This is a genomic window from Thermoanaerobaculia bacterium (genome assembly GCA_035260525.1).
GTDB lineage: Bacteria > Acidobacteriota > Thermoanaerobaculia > UBA5066 > DATFVB01 > DATFVB01.
Map to the genome: position 1 here is coordinate 1 of DATFVB010000240.1, position 16,808 is coordinate 16,808.

Genomic DNA, 16,808 nt, shown 5'->3' on the forward strand with positions numbered 1-16,808 from the left:
CGCAGGCGGTGGTGGCGAAGAAGTACGTAGCGCCTTCGACAAGGCCGGAGACAATGATATTGGTGACATTGCCGAGCGGGACCATGTCGGTGTAGGTCTGGCTGGCATCACCGTAGTAGAGGTTATAGCCCGACACCCCCACGGTGGAGCTTGGCTCCCAAACCAGGGTGACGCTCTCGGAGGCGGAGGCTGGAGGCGAGAGGGAAAGGAGAAACAGGAGAGGGAGAAAAAATCCGAAATCCGAATTTCGAAATCCGAAACAAATCCGAAATCCGAATTTCGAAATTTCAAAATGGGAGATCAGGCGCGTTTTGTTTGAGAGCTCGGATTTGGCGTTTCGTGCTTTGAATTCGTTTCGAGCTTCGGGCTTCGTCCTTCGAGCTTCCCGGCTGCCCGCCCGGGAACCGGCCGGGTAGCCGGGCGTTGGTCCTCGCGTACGCCGTCTACGACCTGAACCTCCCGGGCTGCCGGGGGCTCAAGGAAAAGCGGATGGTGCTCCGGAGCCTGAAGAGCCGGATCCGGAACAAGTTCGAGGTATCCGTCGCCGAGACCGCCCACCAGGACCGGCACCAGCGGGCCGAGCTCGCGGTCGCGGTCGTCGGCCCCGACCAGGTCCCGCTCGACCAGGTTCTCCAGGAGATCCTCTCGTTCGTCGAGAGCAACTTCGACGGCCCGATCCTCGACTACCGCAACGAGTTCATCCATGTGTGATCGCGCGGGCCGCCGCGCCCACCGGAGTTGCGATCGCCTCCGTCGCCCGGCGGAGACGCTCACCTCTCCCGGCGGGAGAGGTCGCCGCGCCGAAGCTCCGAAGGAGCGGAGGCCGGCGGGTGAGGGAGCCCGGGATCGGCGCTCCTCGTCGAAGGACCTCGGAGGATACCGCTGATGCCGGTCAAGCGCCCCGAGCGCGTCGGCGAGCTCATCCGCGCGGAGATCGCCTCGATGGTGCTGACCGATCTCCACGACCCGGCGATCGGTTTCGTCACGATCACGCAGGTCAAGATGTCCCATGACCTGCGCACCGCGCGGGTCTATTTCTCCTGCCTCGGCGGGCCGGAGGAGTTCGACAAGGTGCGGGAAGGATTCGACCGCGCGGCCGGGTATCTCCGGCGCGAGGTCGGCCGCCGGTGCAAGCTGCGCTACGCGCCCGAGCTCCACTTCTTCCCCGACCGCTCCGCCGAGACGGGGGCGCGCATCGAGAAAATCCTGAGGGAGAACCTGCCCGCTCCCGAGCCGGCAGAAGGGACGTCGTCGGAAGAAGCCCCGGACGCCGGCGAGAACCCGAAGCCGTGACTGACCTCCTCTTCTCCCACGGCGCGCTCCTCCTCATCGACAAGCCGAAGGGGCTCACCTCCCACGACGTGGTCGAGCACGCCCGCCGCGCGACGGGAGTCAAGAAGATCGGCCATACGGGAACGCTCGATCCGATGGCGACCGGTCTCCTCGTCCTCTGCTGCGGCCGCGCGGCGCGGCTCCAGGGGTTCCTGACGGGACTCCCGAAGACGTACGAGGGGACGATCACGCTCGGCCGGGCGACCGCGACCTACGACGCGGAGGGCGAGACGATCTCGGAGCACGCGGGAGCGATCTCCATCTCCCCCGAGGAGCTCGAGCGCGCCGCCGTGAAGTTCCGGGGCGAATTCCAGCAGTCCCCCCCGCCCTATTCGGCCAAGAAAGTCGGCGGCCGGAAGTTCTACGAGATGGCCCGGCAGGGCGAGGAGGTCCCGAAGGCCCCGAAATCGGTCACGGTCTCGCGCTTCGAGCTGCGGCCTCGGACGGACCGGGAAATCGACTTCACCCTTTCCTGCTCCTCGGGGACCTACATCCGGTCGATCGCGCACGAGCTCGGAGAGGCCCTCGGAGTCGGCGCCCATCTCTCGGCGCTCCGGCGGACCCGGGTGGGAGATTTCGATCTCGCCGACGCGATCCCGCTTTCGACCTTCGAGGCCGCCGAGGAGGACGTGCGCGTGGCCCCGCCCCATGCGATCCCGCTCGCGATGATTCCTTTCTCGTTCCCGCAGATGACGGTCGCCTCGCTGGAGGCCTGGAAGATCCGGCAGGGACAGGCCATTCCGGCGCGCCTGGAGGGTGCGGAAGGGGACTGGGTCTCCCTCCTCTCCCCGGACGGCCAGATGCTCGCCCTGGGGCAGATGACGCCGATCGGGACCGGGAAAATCGCCATGATCAAGCCCCGGATCGTGCTGGCGGAGGAATCCCGTTTCTGATAAGCTCGCCGGCTGTTGAAAAAGTAGAGAGATTTTTTGAAAGAGCATCGGAGGAATCGTTGAGCGCCACGGCGTATCGGGACACGAAGCCCGAAATCATCCACGACTACCAGACTCACGACGGAGATACCGGCTCGCCGGAGGTCCAGGTCGCGCTGCTTTCCAAGCGCATCTCCTATCTGACCGACCACTTCAAGTCGCACGCGAAGGACCACCACTCGCGGCGCGGATTGCTGATGCTGGTCGGGCGGAGACGGCGTCTCCTGGAGTACCTCAAGAAGAAGGACGGCGAGCGCTATCACCGCCTGATCGAGCGTCTGGGTCTCCGCAAGTAAAACCTCCTCCCGGCAAGTCCAGGAATCCGCGCCGTTCCGGCGATGGGTGAGGGTTCGTCCGGGGGAATCGAATAAGGACGAAGCATGAAACACGAACAGATCATTTCCCTTCCCGGACGCACCCTTTCGCTCGAAACGGGCAAGGTCGCCAAGCAGGCCGACGGCGCCTGCGTCGTGCGGCTGGGCGACACCGTCGTGCTCGCGACCGCGTGCGCCCAGAGCGAGCCGAAGGAAGGGATCGACTTCCTTCCGCTGACCGTCGACTACCGGGAGAACACCTACGCCGCCGGGCGCATCCCCGGCGGCTTCTTCAAGCGCGAGGGACGTCCGACCGAGAAGGAGATCCTGACCTCGCGCTTGATCGACCGGCCGCTGCGGCCGCTCTTCCCGAAGGGATGGGGCAACGAGACGCAGGTGATCGCGTTCGTGCTGTCGGCCGACGGTCAGAACGACCCGGACGTCCTCGCGATCAACGGCGCCTCGGCGGCGCTCGCGGTCTCGGCGATCCCCTTCGCCCACACGATCGGCGCCGTCCGCGTCGGCCGGATCGGCGGAAAGCTGGTCCTGAACCCGACGAACAAGGAGCGCGAGGAATCCGACATCGACCTGATCGTCGCCTCGACGAAAGACGCGATCTGCATGGTCGAGTCGGGCGCGAAGGAAGTCACCGAGCCGGTGATGATCGACGCGATCTTCTTCGGGCACGAGGCGAACCTCCAGATCATCGCCGGCATCGAGAAGCTCGCCGCCGCCGTCGCCAACCGCAAGCGCGAGTTCGCGCACGCCGAGCCGTACGACGCGGCGTTCTTCGCGGCGATCGTCAAGCGCTGGGAGGGGGCGATGCTCGCGGCGATGACGGTCCCGGGCAAGATCCTCTCGTACGCCCGCATCAAGGAAGTCAAGAAACAGGCGGTCAACGAGATTCCCGCCGAGGACGTCGTCCTCCGCACGGCGACGGCGAAGGCGATGGACGCCCTCGTCAAGACGCTCACCCGCGAGACGATCCTCGACCGGAGCGAGCGGCTCGACGGCCGGAACTTCTCGCAGATCCGTCCGATCTCCTGCGAGGTGGGGCTCCTCCCCCGCACGCACGGCTCGGCGCTCTTCACGCGCGGCGAGACCCAGGCGCTCGTCACCTGCACGCTCGGCACCTCCGAGGACACCCAGCTCGTCGAGGACTACGAGGGAGACTCCGAGAAGACGTTCCTCCTCCACTACAACTTTCCGCCGTTCTCGGTCGGCGAGGTGAAGTTCCTCCGCGGCCCCGGCCGCCGCGAGATCGGCCACGGGAACCTCGCGCGCCGGGCCCTCGAGCCGATCCTGCCCGACGACGAGTCGTTCCCGTACACGATCCGCGTCGTCTCCGACATCCTCGAGTCCAACGGCTCGTCCTCGATGGCGACCGTCTGCGGCGGCACGCTCGCGCTGATGGACGCCGGAGTGCCGATCAAGGCCCCGGTCGCCGGCGTCGCGATGGGCCTCGTCGCCGAGGGGGACAAGCACGCGGTGCTCACGGACATCGCCGGCCAGGAAGACCACTACGGCGACATGGACTTCAAGGTCGCCGGGACCCGCGACGGCATCACCGCGCTCCAGATGGACATCAAGATCAAGGGCCTGAAGCGCCAGATCGTCGAGCAGGCGCTCGAGCAGGCGCGGCAGGGAAGGATGTCGATCCTGGAATCGATGTCGAAGGCGATCGAGGCGCCGCGCGCGAACATCTCGCCGTACGCCCCGCGCATCTTCACGATCCAGATCCCGAAGGACAAGATCCGCGACGTCATCGGCTCCGGCGGAAAGACGATCCGCGGCATCATCGAGGAGACCGGCTGCAAGGTCGACGTCGAGGACTCCGGGCGGGTGTCGATCGCCTCGGCCGACGAGGCCGCCGCGATGCGGGCGATCGAGATCATCGAGGGGCTCACGAAGGACGCCGAGATCGGCCAGATGTACCAGGGCAAGGTGCGCCGCATCGAGGCTTACGGCGCGTTCGTCGAGATCCTCCCGGGCAAGGACGGCCTCGTCCACATCTCGGAGCTCGCGCCCTACCGCGTGCGGGAGACGACCGACGTCGTCAAGGAAGGCGACATCATCCCCGTCAAGGTGATCGCGATCGATCCGATGGGGAAGGTCAAGCTGTCGCGCAAGCAGGCGCTGACCAAGGAACAGCTGGAAGCCGAAGCGGCGATGGCGCCGGCCACAGTCGGCGAGCCCGAGGGCGGCTCCCACGAGCGTCACCGGGATAGGAACGATCACCGCGGTCCGCACCGTCGCTAGATAGCCGGCTCGCGACTCGTCGCGCCGAAGCCTTGGCGGAGGCGGATACATCGAGCCATACGGGCGCGTGCCCCCCGGCCGCGCCCTCAACGTACGTTCTCAGTACGCCTCGGGACGCCGCGGGCGACCCGCATCCCGTCTCGCTCGCGTCTGGCTTCGCTTCGTCCGTCTGAACTGGATCGCTGCAGATCCCTGAATCACGGTCGCGGCCCAGGGGCTCGGTGTTGCCACGCGTTCTCCGCGACGATTGACGCTTCGCGCGGCGAGGCGCGAGCCCGGCGGGATGCGGGCGACCGACCCCCCGGCCGCGGCGTACCGGAGCGTACGTTAAGGCCGCGGGTCATGGCGCAGGCGCCCGCCCGGCTCGATGCATCGCCGCGCGTCCGTACTTGCGCGCGATAGAGTTTGCGCTCATGGACCTCTTCGTCGGCACCTCCGGCTTCTCTTACAAGGAGTGGAAAGGGAACTTCTACCCGCCCGACCTCCCCGCGTCGGAGTGGCTGCGCTATTACGCGGAGCGGCTGCCGTCGGTCGAGATCAACAACACGTTCTACCGGATGCCGAAGAAGGAGGTCCTCGCGTCCTGGGCCGAGCAGGTCCCGGAGAGCTTCCGCTTCGTCGTCAAGGCGCCTCGCCGGATCACGCACATCAAGCGGCTGAAGGACGTCGAATCGGAAGCCGGGTTCCTGTTCGAAAATCTCTCCGCTCTCGGGGCCCGGCTCGGCGCCGTCCTCGTCCAGCTTCCTCCGAACCTCCCGAAAGACACCGTCCGCCTGGACGCGTTCCTCTCCGCGGTCCCCGAGGGCTTTTCGATCGCCTTCGAATTCCGGAATCCCTCGTGGCATTCCCCCGACGTGCTCGACCGTCTGCGTGCGCGCGACGCCGCGCTCGCGGCGGTCGACGACGACGAGCTCCCCGATCCGCCGTTCACGCCGACCGCCTCGTGGGGATACCTGCGGCTCCGGCGCCTCGACTACGGCGACGACGCCCTGCGCTCCTGGGCGGAACGAATCGCGGCGGCGTCATGGGAGCGCGCGTTCCTGTTCTTCAAGCACGAGGACGAAGGGATCGGACCGAAGCTCGCCGCCCGGTTTCTCTCGGCGGCGATCCGCGGGTGACCGAGCCTCTCGCCGCCGCCGCCTTCGCGAACGTCCGATCCATCCTGAGCCTCGCGATCGAGCACGCGCCCGACCGCCGGGCGCTCCTCCTGTTCGACCGCGCCTCTCCCCTCGCGGCACTCCTCGCTGACGCCTACCGGGACGCGCTCCCCGGCGCGACGGCCGTCGATGCCTCGGCGTCTCCCGGTGGGGCGAATGCGGCGATCGACCGCCTCGCCGCGGGCGACCTCGTCGTCCTCGTCGAGTCCGTCCGGTTCTTCCCGGAGGAGCACCGGTTCCGCGTTCGGCTGTTCGACCGCGGCCTGAAGGTGGTCGAGCATCCGCACCTGGCCCGAACCCTTCCCGGCGAAGAAGCGACCTACGTGGACGCGCTCGCGTACGACCCGGCGTACTACCGGCCGCTCGGCGCGGCCCTCAAGCGAAGGCTCGACCGCGCGGCCGGCGCGCGGGTTTCCGGCGCAGGCGCGACGCTCGAGTATCGCGGAGGGTTCGAGGAAGCGCGCCTGAACGTCGGCGACTACGGGGGACAGCGAAACGTCGGAGGCCAGTTCCCGATCGGGGAGGTTTTCACCGAGCCGCGCGACCTGTCGGCGGTCGACGGCGAGGTGGTCCTCTTCGCGTTCGGCGACGCCGAGTTCGGCGTGACCGCGCCCGAGCGGCCGTTTCCCGTCCGCATCGAGCGCGGCCTCGTCACCGGGGCGCCGGGCGCGCCTCCCGCTTTCGCGGCGATCCTCGACGCGATCCGGGCCGGGGAAGAGGTCGTCCGCGTCCGCGAGCTCGGGCTCGGCCTCAACCGGGCCCTCACGCGCGAGCGGCGCGTGTCGGACGTCGGCTCCTACGAGCGGATGAACGGCGTGCACCTCTCGCTGGGCTCCAAGCACGCGATCTTCGCCAAGCCCGGAATCGCGAAGCGGCGCGCGAAATTCCACGTGGACGTCTTCGCGGCCGTCGAGCGGGTCGAGATCGACGGCGTGAACGTGTACGCGGAAGGATTCTTCGAGCCCGCCGGCCCGGCTTCTTCCCCCGCTTGACCCTGCGCGGCTCGCGGCGTACAAAGGTCCAGATTCCGTGAAGAGACCGCTCCCCTTCCTTCTGGTCTTCCTCCTCGCCGGGCGGCCCGCGCGCGCGGCCGAGCCCTCCCCGCCCGCCGAGCTCGCCGCGTTCTCGCGCGCCGTGCCCGCCTATTTCGCGAAGCTCGAGGAGTTCGTCGCGACCGAGAAGATCACGCAGGACGTCATGCGCGAGACGAACCAGACCGTGCTCCGCCACCAGGTCCTCCTCTCCGACTTCCAGGTCGCGCACCTCGGCGAGGACGCCGACGCGCTCTGGGAGTTTCGCTTCATCCGGTCGGTCGACGGCAAGGCGCTCGACGCCGACCGCCAGATCCAGGACTTCTTCCGGCTGCGGCAGCCGAGCGCGGCGGCCGAGCGGCGCAGCATCGTCGCGCTCGCGCGCGACCATTCCTTCCCCGGCTGCTACTGGCACAACCTCACCCTGACCCTCCTCGCCTTCGGCCCGGGCATCCTGGAGGACTTCGACTGGACACGGAAGGGAAGGCGGTTCGCGTTCCGGCAGGTGCGCGGCCTCGGGATCCCCGAGGACCTGTTCGATCCCGCCTCCGCGCGGCACTATCCCTCCGGGACGCTTCAGCTCGCGGCCGACGGCGTTTCCCCCGCGCGCCTCGACCTCGAATGGACGAGCCGGGAGAGCCGCCTTCGCGTCACGATGGATTTCTCGCCTCCCGCGGCGGCGGGAGAGATCGCCCTCCCGCGCCGGTACGTCGCGGTCCACGAGCGGCTCTCCTCGGGGGCGCTCCTCGACCGGACGGTCTTCGATTACTCCGGCTTCCGGCGCTTCACGGTGACGACCGGGCAAATGGACTCGGAACCGCCCCGGTGAAGGCGCGGATTCGCCGTCGGAAAGCATCTCCCGTGAGACATTCTCCGGCCGGGCTCTCCCGCCGATCGCTCTTCCGGTACGGAGCCGCGGGGGCCGTGGCGGCGGCGCTTCCCGTCGGCGCCCCGGCGGCTCAGGCCGCCCCGCCCGAGCCGCCGCCGTCCGCGACGCCTCCGACATTCGATCTCGAGGAGGCCACGATCGACGCGCTGCAGGAGAAGATGGCGTCGGGCGCCGAGACCGCCCGATCGCTCGCGGAGAAATACCTCGCGCGCATCGAGGCCCTCGACCGGAAAGGCCCCGCTCTCCGCTCGGTCCTGGAGGTCAACCCCGACGCGCTCGCGATCGCCGAGTCCCTCGACGCCGAACGGCGGGAGAAGGGTCCTCGCGGGCCGCTTCACGGCGTCCCGATCCTCGTCAAGGACAACGTCGGGACGGCGGACCGGATGTCGACGGCCGCCGGGTCGCTCGCGCTCGCGGGGGTCGCGCCGAGGGAGGACAGCTCCGTCGTCCGCCGGCTGCGCGCGGCGGGCGCGGTGATCCTCGGAAAGACGAACCTCTCGGAGTGGGCGAACTTCCGGTCGACGCACTCCTCGAGCGGATGGAGCGGCCGGGGCGGCCAGTGCCGGAACCCCTACGCGCTCGACCGCAACCCGTCCGGGTCGAGCTCCGGGTCGGGCGCGGCGACCGCCGCGAATCTCGCCGCCGCCGCCGTCGGAACGGAGACGGACGGCTCGATCGTCTCCCCGTCCACGTCGTGCGGGATCGTCGGCGTCAAGCCGACGCTCGGGCTCGTCTCCCGCGCGGGGATCGTCCCGATCGCGCACAGCCAGGACACGGCCGGCCCGATGGCGCGGACCGTCCGCGACGCGGCGATCCTGCTCGCCGCGATGGCGGGCGCCGATCCCGCCGACCCCGGGACGCGGACCGCGCCCTTCCGCGCCGAAGCGCTCGGCGCGCTCGATCCCTCCGCGATCCGGGGCGCGCGGCTCGGCGTCGTGCGGAAATCGATCTTCGGGAACAACCCCGCGACGGATCGCGTGGCGGAATCGGCGCTTTCGGCGCTGGCGGATCTCGGCGCCGTGCTCGTCGACCCCGCGGACATCGAGACGGCCGGCGATCTCGGAAGGACCGAGCTCGATGTGCTGCTCTACGAGTTCAAGGCGGATCTCAACGCGTATCTCGCTTCGCTGGGACCGGCGTCTCCCGTCCGGACGCTCGCGGAACTGATCGCCTGGAACGAGAGACACCGCGCCCGCGAGATGCCCTACTTCGGGCAGGAGATCTTCGAGAGGGCCGAAGCGAAGGGCCCGCTCACCGAGCAGGCGTACCGCGACGCGCTCGCGGCGGACCTGGCCAACGCCCGAACGAAGGGGATCGACGCCGCGCTGGCAGAACACCGCCTCGACGCGCTGGTCTGCCCGACCGGCGGCCCGGCGTGGATGACCGACCTCGTCGACGGGGACGGGAACGGCTGGGGCAGCTCGACCGTCCCGGCCGTCGCCGGCTACCCGCACGTCACGGTCCCGATGGGGTTCGTCTTCGGGCTGCCGGTCGGCCTGTCGTTCTTCGCCGGCGCCTGGAGCGAGCCGCGCCTCCTCTCCTACGCGTACGCGTTCGAGCAGGCCACGTGCCACCGGCGGCCGCCGCGGTACCTCGCGACCGCCGACCTCGCCGCCTCCTGAAGAACCCGGCGGACCGCATGATCGCGGTCATACCGGCCGCCGCCGTTCCGCGGGATCCTGCGCGCGGGAGGGAACGCATGGACATCGGCACCACGCCCCGGGACGCAGAGGCGGAACGCGCGGTCATCGCCGGCACCGCCCGGTCGAAGGACATCGTTTTGCGATTCGACGCTCTCGCCGACGGCGAGAGCCTGACGTGGGACACGGACGGCGACCCGGCCCCGTCTCTCGAGGAGCTGCAGTCCCGGCGGGCGGGGCAGTTCGAGTGGTCGCCGGATCTCGAGGGGCCGCCGAGGTGGCGCACGACCGTCACCCGCCGCTCGTCGGAGACGGCGGCGCGCACCGTCTCGGACGCGCTCGCGTGGGACCACGACCGGCTCGACGCCCTCGAGCGGGAGGCGTTCGCGGCGCGCGGCCGCGGCGATGCCGCCGAGGCGATCCGGCTGTTCGACGCGTTCGCGCGAGGACTCGACCGGCACATCGCCTTCGAGGAAGCGCTCCTCTTCCCCGCGTTCGAGAACGCCACCGGCCATCCGGCGACGGCCGGACCGACGGCGGTCATGCGCGAGGAGCATCGGATCATCCGCGCGCTGCTGGCGGAGATCGCCGCCGGGATGCGGGACCCCGCCGCGTCGCCGGAGGATCGCCGCCGTTCGCTCGGGTGGGTCCTCGAGGAGCACAACGTGAAGGAGGAGCAGATCCTCTACCCGATGACCGACGCCGCGCTCGGCCCGGACGGCGCGGACGAGCTGGTGCGGCAGATCCAGGCGTTCAGAAGTCGCGCCGACTAGCGCGGCGAGGCGCGAGCCCGGCGGGATGTGGGCGGCCGGCCCGCGGCCGCGGCGTACCGATGAGCGTACGTTAAGGCCGCGGGTCGGGCGCACGCGCCCGCCCGGCTCGATGCATCGCCGCGCCGGCTATTCCCGCTCCGGAGGCGCCACGACGCTCGCCTCCAGCACCAGCCGGGGCAGCGGCGCGAACCCTCGGCGGCCGAGGAACCGGGCGAGTTCGTGCTCCTCCCAGCCGACTTCCGTGCGCACGCGCTCGATCCCGAGCGCGCCGAGGTTGCGCAGGAGCTGGTCGACGAGCGCCGTGCCGACGCCGCGGCCGGCGAACGCCTCGTCGACGAGGATCGTGTCGATCTGCGCGACCGGCTCCGGCTGGCCGAACTCGCCGTAGAGCAGCGAACCGAGAAGAGCGCCGACCAGCGTGCCGTCGTGCTCGGCGCCGAGCGAGATCCGGATGTCGGTCTCGTGGAGGGCCCGCCGGAGCCTGCGCTCGTACCAGACCGAACGGTTGCGGCCCGTCAACGGCTCGTCCATTCGGACGAGACGGTCGAGGTCCCGTTCCGTGAGGAGGCGAACGGTCACGCCGTCGCTGACGAGGTCCATGAGTAACCCTCCTGTCCGAGCTTCCGATAGCGGTATTCGCCCCAGATCGCCGCGCCGATCGCTCCCGCGAACGCGCTCAGGGGGTGCCGCACGGGGACGGGCGCGGCGCCGGGCGCGGCGCCGGACGCGAGCGTGCGCTCGAGCGCTCCGACCAGCCCGTCGTCGGCCGCGAGGCCCCCGGTGACGAACACCAGCCCCGAGACCGCGAGCGTCTGGAGCAGGCGCGCGAGCCGGCCGGCCATGCTCTCGTGGATCCCGCGCAGGATCTCCGCCGTCGGAACGCCGCGGGAAACCATGTTGATCACGTCGGTCTCGGCGAGCACGGCGCAGATCGAGCTCACGTTTTCTCCGCGCCCGGCCGAGAGCGACAGCCCCCCGACTTCCGACAGGGAGACCCCCAGGTACCGCGCGATGTTCTCGAGGAACTGTCCCGATCCCGAGGCGCACTGGCTCGTCATCTTCGAGTTCAGCACGCGTCCCGACGGATCGACGGCCATCGCGCGCGCGTGGAGCGCGCCGAGGTCGAGGACCGCGCGCGCCCGGGGCTCGAGGTACAGCGCCCCCCGCGCGTGGGTCGTCATTCCGAAGAAGTGCCCCGTCGCGAACGGCGTCTCCTCCCCTTCCCCCGTCGTCGCGACGTAGTGGAGGTCGGCGACCCCCGCCGACTCGCAGGCCGCGTCGAAGGTCTCCCGGACGACCCGCCCGACGTCCCGCTTTCTGATCCGGGCGACGACGTGCGAGCGAACCGAGAACGTTTCGCCGTCCTTCTCGAGGACGACCGCCTTCACGGCGCTCGACCCGGCGTCGATCCCGGCCGTCACCGTCATGCGGCGGCCCTCCAGGCGAAGAGCGCCGCGCCGAGCGCTCCCGTGTAGATGCTGTCGGCCGAGATGTTGAGCCGCCGCTCCCCGTAGTTCTCGTCGACGAGGTTGCGCAGCGCGAGCACGGCTGCGGGGTTGCGGGCGACGCCGCCGGTGAACGTGAACTCGTTCTCGATCCCGCCGGAGCGCGCGATCAGGCTCATGGCGCGGAGGATCACGGCGCGGTGGAGGCCCGCGAGGATGTCCTCGCGCCGCTCGCCGAGGGAGAGCCGCTCGCGCAGCTCCGCGCCGGCGAAGACCGTGCAGGTCGAGTTGATCCGGACCGGGGTCCGGCTCTGGAGCGCGAGCGGCCCGAGCTCGTGGAGGCCCATGTTCATCTCGTCGGCGATGTACCCGAGGTACCGCCCGCACCCGGCCGCGCACCGGTCGTTCATCTGGAACGACGTGACGAGCCCGTCGCCGTCGACCTGGATCGCCTTCGTGTCCTGCCCGCCGATGTCGAGGACGGTCCGGGTCGCGGGGAACATCGCGTGCGCGCCGAGGCCATGGCACAGGATCTCGGACCGGATCTGCTCCTTCGGGAACGGGAGCCGCGCGCGCCCGTACCCGGTGCCGACGCTCCCCGCGACCTCGAGGTCGGCGTTGGCCGCCGCTTCCGCCGCTTCCGCCATGCCGGGCGCATCGCCGCAGCGCGCCAGCGCCGCTCGGATGTGGTTCGGAAAGCCCAGGTCGAGCGGCTCGTTCTCGACCGAGATGATGCTGTGGTCGTACAGCCCGACGAGGAGGTCGTGCGTCACGCCGCGGGGGTCGGCGATCTCCTGCGCGAGGCGGGCGTAGGCCGAGCCCGCCGCGTCCCGGAAGAAATCGGACCGTTCCGGCGCCTCGGGCTCGAGGAAATGCTCTTCCTCTTCGGCGACGAGCCGCCCGAACAGCGTCTCGAGCGTCGCCGCGAGCGCGGGCTGGAGCGCCGCCGGCGCGGCGCGCGGGGCCGTCGCCTCGATCCACTGCCGAAGCCGCGCCCACTGGACGAGCCTCTGCTCGAGACGGAACGCGCGGAGGAGCCGCGCGAGGGCCGCCGTTCCCGCCGCCCGCTCGACGCCGGCGCGAAGGAGCGAGAAGCGCGCGGAGACGAACGCCTCGGTCCGGGCGACTTCCGCGGCGAGGTCGTAGTTCGAGCGCGAGTTCGTGATCCCGCGCCCGAGGACGTCGCCGTTCTCGTCCAGGACGACCGCCTTCGTGGTCGTCGAGCCGAGATCGATCCCGACGAATGTTCTCACGGCCTTCGCCATCGTGTCTTCATGGCATTCGCCATCGTGTTCTCATGGCGTCTTCATCGCGCCGGCGCCCGGCGCCGCGCCTCGATCATCTGGAGATAGCTCTCGAGGCGGTTCTTCAGGTTCGCCGGAGAGAAGTAGCGCGGGTCGACGAGATCGGACTCGAAGAACGCCCCGGGGACGCCGGTGCGCTTCTCGACCTCCCGCAGGATCGTGAGCTGTCCGGCCGAGAACGAGTTGCACGACTTGACGGAGTGGATGACGAAGCCGTCGGCCGCGTAGCGCTCCACGTAGTCCGCGAGCATCCGCACCCGGCCCGGGAGGTCGATGTTCGTGTAGCATCCGCCGCAGTAGTCGGCGAGGGTCCCCAGCGGGTCCTCCATGTCGTGGCGGAAGCCGAACTCGTACGTCCCGCCGACCTTCGAATACGTCGACGCGACGACGACCGCCCCTTCGTCCGAGAAGAGCTTCCAGAAGTCGCGGAAATGGGTCCAGTTCGGGGGCCCCTCGACGACGAGCCGGTATTTCTGATCCGTGAGCACGCCGGAGGGCGTTGCCGGTCCGAGCCGCTGCCGCGCCCGCTCTTCCACCTCTTCGCGCAGCGTCCGGTAGTACTCGGCGCCCTGCTCCGTGCCGCGAAACGCCGAGAAGATCGGTCCGACGTAGTACACCGCCCCGAAATAGGCGTCGATCGGGCTCGGCCGCTGGAGCGCCGATTCGAAGACCGCGACGAGGTCCTCCTCCGCCCGCGCGCTCCGCGCGAGGCTCTCGCGCAGGCGCCCCTCGTCGTACGACTGCCCCGTCAGGCGCTCGAGCGCCGGAATCACGGTCTCGCGGATCTGGCGCGCGACGTAGGCGCGGTGCCCCGGGGTGATCGAGCCGTCGCCCTGGTAGGGGATCTGCAGGAAGACGACCGGGCAGTCGTATTCCTCGCGGAGGAGCTCGAACCACTTCATGAAGGTGTAGCACCCCGTGTAGGAGAGGAGGAGCAGGTCGGGGCGCGGCAGCCGCGTCCCGGTCGGTCCGACGTTTCCCGACCGCGCCATGCCGATGTCGCACTTGACGTAGGAGCAGACGTCCTCGGAATGGCCGGCCTTCTCCGCGGACGCGATGTACGCCGCGCTCTTGCCGCGCATGGCCGACTGGAGCGCGTTGATTTCGGGGAACACCGGGAGCGCGCCGAACGAGCGGACCAGCTCGTTCAGGTTGCCGGGAACGAAGGTGTAGACGACCGGCTCGCCCGACTTCGGCGCGTCCTCGAGGCGGCGGAAGTGCTCGGCGAGCATCTCCTTCTGGATCTCCATGGAGCGGTCCTTGACGATCTCGGTCACTTCTCACCCCACAGCTTGATCGAGTCGGCGAACGTCCCGGCGAGCTCGCGGAACTGCTGGAACTGCCCGGTGTTCTCGGCGAACTTGAAGGCGATCGAGGGAACGCCCGCCGCGTCCGCCCCGGCCCGCAGCATCGGCCGGTCGAGCAGCGCCGGATCGCAGAAGCTCGCCGACGCGAAGATCACGCCGTCCGCCCGCGCGGCCGCGACGCGGCGGGCGATCAGCTCCCGCTTCCCCTCCGGGCGGCCTTCGTAGAGGATCGACGTCTTCCGCGCGGACCGCACGAAGGCCTCCGCGAGATTGCGGATGGGATCGCCGTCGAGCCGGACGTCCTCCGCGACGAGACGGTTGCCGAGCAGGAAGTCGTCGTCGACGATCGAGCACCCGGATCGTTCGATCGTCTTGATGAGGCCGAGCGGGGGCGCCTCGCAGAACGCGCCGACGACGATCACCCGCACCCGGTCGCGCAGGCGCGAGGGCTCCGCCTCGGCCGCGGCGAGGTACGCGCGCGCCTTTTCCAGGAATGCCGGCGCCGGGACGACCTCGCCGGCGCGCAGGAGCGTGTAGAGCTCCTCCGTCGGCACTTTCTCCGGGGCGTCGCGCCGGAGCCGGTACAGCTCCGCGATCACGCCGCGCAGCTCGTTCTCGACCGCGATCTCGCGCCGGAGCCGCGCGTCGCTCTCCGGGATCCCCGCGAGCGCGCAGAGGTCGGCGAAGAGGGTCCGGAGCTCCCCTTCCCAGAAGTCGGCGGCGATCGCCGGCTCGGGGACCTGCGGGAGGTCGAGGTAGCGGACGTAGAGGTCGGGATAGAGGAGCCGCCAGACTCCCGAGAGATTGCGGATGACGTCGCACGTCGAAGGGAAGAGCATCGCCGAGAGCATCGAGAGGCGCCCCGACTGGGCGAGCTCGATGACGGAGCGGGGCAGATGGCAGATGTAGGACTGGTAGAAGGCGTCGCCGCGGATGATCTCCAGGCGGTCGCCGCCGCCGTGGACGCCGACGGGCAGCAGGCCGGCGGCCCGGATCACTTCCCGCGGGGCGTAAACCGGGAGATATCCCGCCGCGCGGCGCGACGGGTCGCCGGCGAGCCAGGCGCGCGCCGCGGAGAAGTCGAGGTCGCCGGCCGTCTCCGCCGCCCAGTCGACGATCGAAACGCGGCTTTCCGCCGCATCCGTCGCGCGGCTCACCGGTTCTCCCAGCGGGGTTTTCGCTTCTCGAGGAACGCGCGAAGCCCTTCGACCGGATCGCGGTGACGCATGAGCTCCTCGAGATACGTCTTCTCGAGCGCGGGCAGGTCCTCCTCGAGCGCGCGGGCGAGCGGCCGCCGCGCGGCCCTCCACGCGAAGCGCAACGCGGCCGCCGACTTGCCGGCGAGCGTCTCCTCGAACCACTTCCGGAGCCCCGCCTCGGGGTCGGCGGAGCACGCGTCGGCGAGCCCGATGCGCGCGGCGCTCTCGCCGTCGACCGGCGCGCCCGAGACGACCATTTGCGTTGCGGCCGGCCCGCCGACCCGCCACGGCAGGAGAATCGCCGCGATCGGCGGGAACACCGCGAGCCGGATCTCGGGCACGGCGAACCGCGCGGAGGGGTCGCAGAAGACGCGGCCGCACCACGCCGCGAGCTCGAGGCCTCCGCCGAGGCACTGGCCACGGACGATCGACGCGGTCGGGATCCCCGAGGTCTCCAGATCGACGAGCACCGCCCGGAAGGCCGGAAGGAGCTCGCCGACTTTCTCCGGGAGGTGCTCGGCGACCGACGCGCCGAAGCTGAAGTGCGCGCCCGCGCCCTCGAAGACGAGCAGGCGGCAATCCGGCTCGGCGGCGGCCCCGGCCACCAGCCGGCGAATCGCCCCGAACGTCTCGAGATCGAGGATGTTGGCCGGCGGCCGGTCGATCACGACCCGGCGGAGGCCTCCGTCCTCGGAGACGAGCCGCACCGGATCGCTCACGCGCGCGCCTCCCCGTCGGGAACGAGCACGACGCGGCCGGAGACGCGATGCTCGCGCAGCTCCTCGAACACCCGCCCGACGGCGGAAAGCGGACGCATCTGTGTCGACGACACGATGTCGATCCTCCCGTCGAGGACCATCCGGACGATCTCCGGATAGTGCGCCGGGTCGCATCCCCAGTTGCCGACCGCCTTCGCGTCGAACGCCATCAGGTTCGAGAGGCGGACGGTCACCGCGTCGAGCGTGAAACCGACGACCATCAGCGTCGCCGCGGGCCCGAGGAGGCCGAAGGCGGTGGCCTGCCCGGCGGCCGTCCCCGAGCACTCGAAGATCTTCCAGCCGGAAGCCGCGGCGCCGGCCTCCCGGGCCGCCGCCTGCACCCGGGCGCGGACCTCCTTGCCGGAGAGCCCCGAAGGATCGATCGCCCCGACGGCGCCCTGCGCGCGCGCGGACTCGAGCCGCGCGGGATCCACGTCGACCGCGATCACGGCCGCGCCGCGGTCGCGG

The 16,808-nt window shown here is 70.3% G+C and carries 17 protein-coding genes; 10 read left to right on the forward strand and 7 right to left on the reverse strand.

Annotated elements, in window-relative coordinates; translation table 11 throughout:
* The first annotated feature begins 423 nt into the window (after positions 1-423).
* The 10 genes from VKH46_11985 to VKH46_12030 all read left to right on the forward strand — a co-directional run bounded on the left by VKH46_11985 (position 424) and on the right by VKH46_12030 (position 10,327).
* Positions 424-711: a DUF503 domain-containing protein gene (locus VKH46_11985; protein ID HKB71557.1), complete on the forward strand. Its 288-nt coding sequence runs from the start codon at positions 424-426 to the stop codon at positions 709-711.
* Between the two features lie 174 nt (positions 712-885).
* The gene (gene rbfA / locus VKH46_11990; protein ID HKB71558.1) at positions 886-1,293 is read left to right on the forward strand and encodes a 30S ribosome-binding factor RbfA; all 408 of its coding nucleotides are present in this window, start codon (positions 886-888) and stop codon (positions 1,291-1,293) included.
* On the forward strand, positions 1,290-2,225 hold the full coding sequence (gene truB, locus VKH46_11995; GenBank protein HKB71559.1) for a tRNA pseudouridine(55) synthase TruB: 936 nt from the start codon (positions 1,290-1,292) through the stop codon (positions 2,223-2,225). The genes rbfA and truB overlap by 4 nt, the downstream gene beginning before the upstream one ends.
* Before the next feature lie 59 nt (positions 2,226-2,284).
* Positions 2,285-2,560 (forward strand): 30S ribosomal protein S15, encoded by a 276-nt coding sequence (rpsO, locus tag VKH46_12000; GenBank protein ID HKB71560.1) that lies wholly within the window; start codon positions 2,285-2,287, stop codon positions 2,558-2,560.
* 84 nt (positions 2,561-2,644) lie between these two features.
* Positions 2,645-4,837: a polyribonucleotide nucleotidyltransferase gene (gene pnp / locus VKH46_12005; protein HKB71561.1), complete on the forward strand. Its 2,193-nt coding sequence runs from the start codon at positions 2,645-2,647 to the stop codon at positions 4,835-4,837.
* Positions 4,838-5,250: 413 nt separating this feature from the next.
* Positions 5,251-5,955 (forward strand): DUF72 domain-containing protein, encoded by a 705-nt coding sequence (locus VKH46_12010; protein ID HKB71562.1) that lies wholly within the window; start codon positions 5,251-5,253, stop codon positions 5,953-5,955.
* Positions 5,952-6,986 carry a hypothetical protein gene (locus tag VKH46_12015; GenBank protein ID HKB71563.1) on the forward strand — a complete coding sequence of 345 codons (1,035 nt, stop codon included), beginning with the start codon at positions 5,952-5,954 and terminating at the stop codon, positions 6,984-6,986. Before VKH46_12010 ends, VKH46_12015 begins: the two co-directional genes overlap by 4 nt.
* A gap of 37 nt (positions 6,987-7,023) precedes the next feature.
* The gene (locus tag VKH46_12020) at positions 7,024-7,854 is read left to right on the forward strand and encodes a hypothetical protein (GenBank protein HKB71564.1); all 831 of its coding nucleotides are present in this window, start codon (positions 7,024-7,026) and stop codon (positions 7,852-7,854) included.
* Positions 7,855-7,886: 32 nt separating this feature from the next.
* On the forward strand, positions 7,887-9,536 hold the full coding sequence (locus VKH46_12025) for an amidase (GenBank protein ID HKB71565.1): 1,650 nt from the start codon (positions 7,887-7,889) through the stop codon (positions 9,534-9,536).
* Positions 9,537-9,613: 77 nt separating this feature from the next.
* Positions 9,614-10,327: a hemerythrin domain-containing protein gene (locus tag VKH46_12030; GenBank protein HKB71566.1), complete on the forward strand. Its 714-nt coding sequence runs from the start codon at positions 9,614-9,616 to the stop codon at positions 10,325-10,327.
* A 126-nt stretch (positions 10,328-10,453) separates the two neighbouring features.
* Here the strand turns inward: VKH46_12030 and VKH46_12035 are convergent, their stop codons facing one another.
* The 7 genes from VKH46_12035 to VKH46_12065 form a co-directional block, all read right to left on the reverse strand.
* Positions 10,454-10,927 carry a GNAT family N-acetyltransferase gene (locus tag VKH46_12035; GenBank protein ID HKB71567.1) on the reverse strand — a complete coding sequence of 158 codons (474 nt, stop codon included), beginning with the start codon at positions 10,925-10,927 and terminating at the stop codon, positions 10,454-10,456.
* Positions 10,903-11,754: a benzoyl-CoA reductase subunit D gene (bcrD, locus tag VKH46_12040; GenBank protein ID HKB71568.1), complete on the reverse strand. Its 852-nt coding sequence runs from the start codon at positions 11,752-11,754 to the stop codon at positions 10,903-10,905. Before bcrD ends, VKH46_12035 begins: the two co-directional genes overlap by 25 nt.
* Positions 11,751-13,025 carry a BadF/BadG/BcrA/BcrD ATPase family protein gene (locus VKH46_12045; GenBank protein HKB71569.1) on the reverse strand — a complete coding sequence of 425 codons (1,275 nt, stop codon included), beginning with the start codon at positions 13,023-13,025 and terminating at the stop codon, positions 11,751-11,753. The genes bcrD and VKH46_12045 overlap by 4 nt, the downstream gene beginning before the upstream one ends.
* Before the next feature lie 53 nt (positions 13,026-13,078).
* Positions 13,079-14,353, reverse strand: coding sequence for a benzoyl-CoA reductase subunit B (gene bcrB, locus VKH46_12050; GenBank protein ID HKB71570.1), 1,275 nt, complete (start codon positions 14,351-14,353; stop codon positions 13,079-13,081).
* On the reverse strand, positions 14,350-15,540 hold the full coding sequence (gene bcrC / locus VKH46_12055; GenBank protein HKB71571.1) for a benzoyl-CoA reductase subunit C: 1,191 nt from the start codon (positions 15,538-15,540) through the stop codon (positions 14,350-14,352). The genes bcrB and bcrC overlap by 4 nt, the downstream gene beginning before the upstream one ends.
* Positions 15,537-16,301: an enoyl-CoA hydratase/isomerase family protein gene (locus VKH46_12060; protein ID HKB71572.1), complete on the reverse strand. Its 765-nt coding sequence runs from the start codon at positions 16,299-16,301 to the stop codon at positions 15,537-15,539. Before VKH46_12060 ends, bcrC begins: the two co-directional genes overlap by 4 nt.
* Positions 16,298-16,808: zinc-binding dehydrogenase (locus VKH46_12065; GenBank protein HKB71573.1), on the reverse strand; the 511-nt coding region annotated here is incomplete at its 5' end. The genes VKH46_12060 and VKH46_12065, both read right to left, overlap by 4 nt.

What these genes read in the sequence shown, in the direction of transcription:
- rbfA (HKB71558.1), top strand. Translation starts at nt 886, where the DNA reads ATGCCGGTCAAGCGCCCCGAGCGCGTCGGCGAGCTCATCCGCGCGGAG.
- pnp (HKB71561.1), top strand. Translation starts at nt 2,645, where the DNA reads ATGAAACACGAACAGATCATTTCCCTTCCCGGACGCACCCTTTCGCTC.
- VKH46_12010 (HKB71562.1), top strand. Translation starts at nt 5,251, where the DNA reads ATGGACCTCTTCGTCGGCACCTCCGGCTTCTCTTACAAGGAGTGGAAA.
- VKH46_12030 (HKB71566.1), top strand. Translation starts at nt 9,614, where the DNA reads ATGGACATCGGCACCACGCCCCGGGACGCAGAGGCGGAACGCGCGGTC.
- VKH46_12035 (HKB71567.1), bottom strand. Translation starts at nt 10,927, where the DNA reads ATGGACCTCGTCAGCGACGGCGTGACCGTTCGCCTCCTCACGGAACGG.
- bcrD (HKB71568.1), bottom strand. Translation starts at nt 11,754, where the DNA reads ATGACGGTGACGGCCGGGATCGACGCCGGGTCGAGCGCCGTGAAGGCG.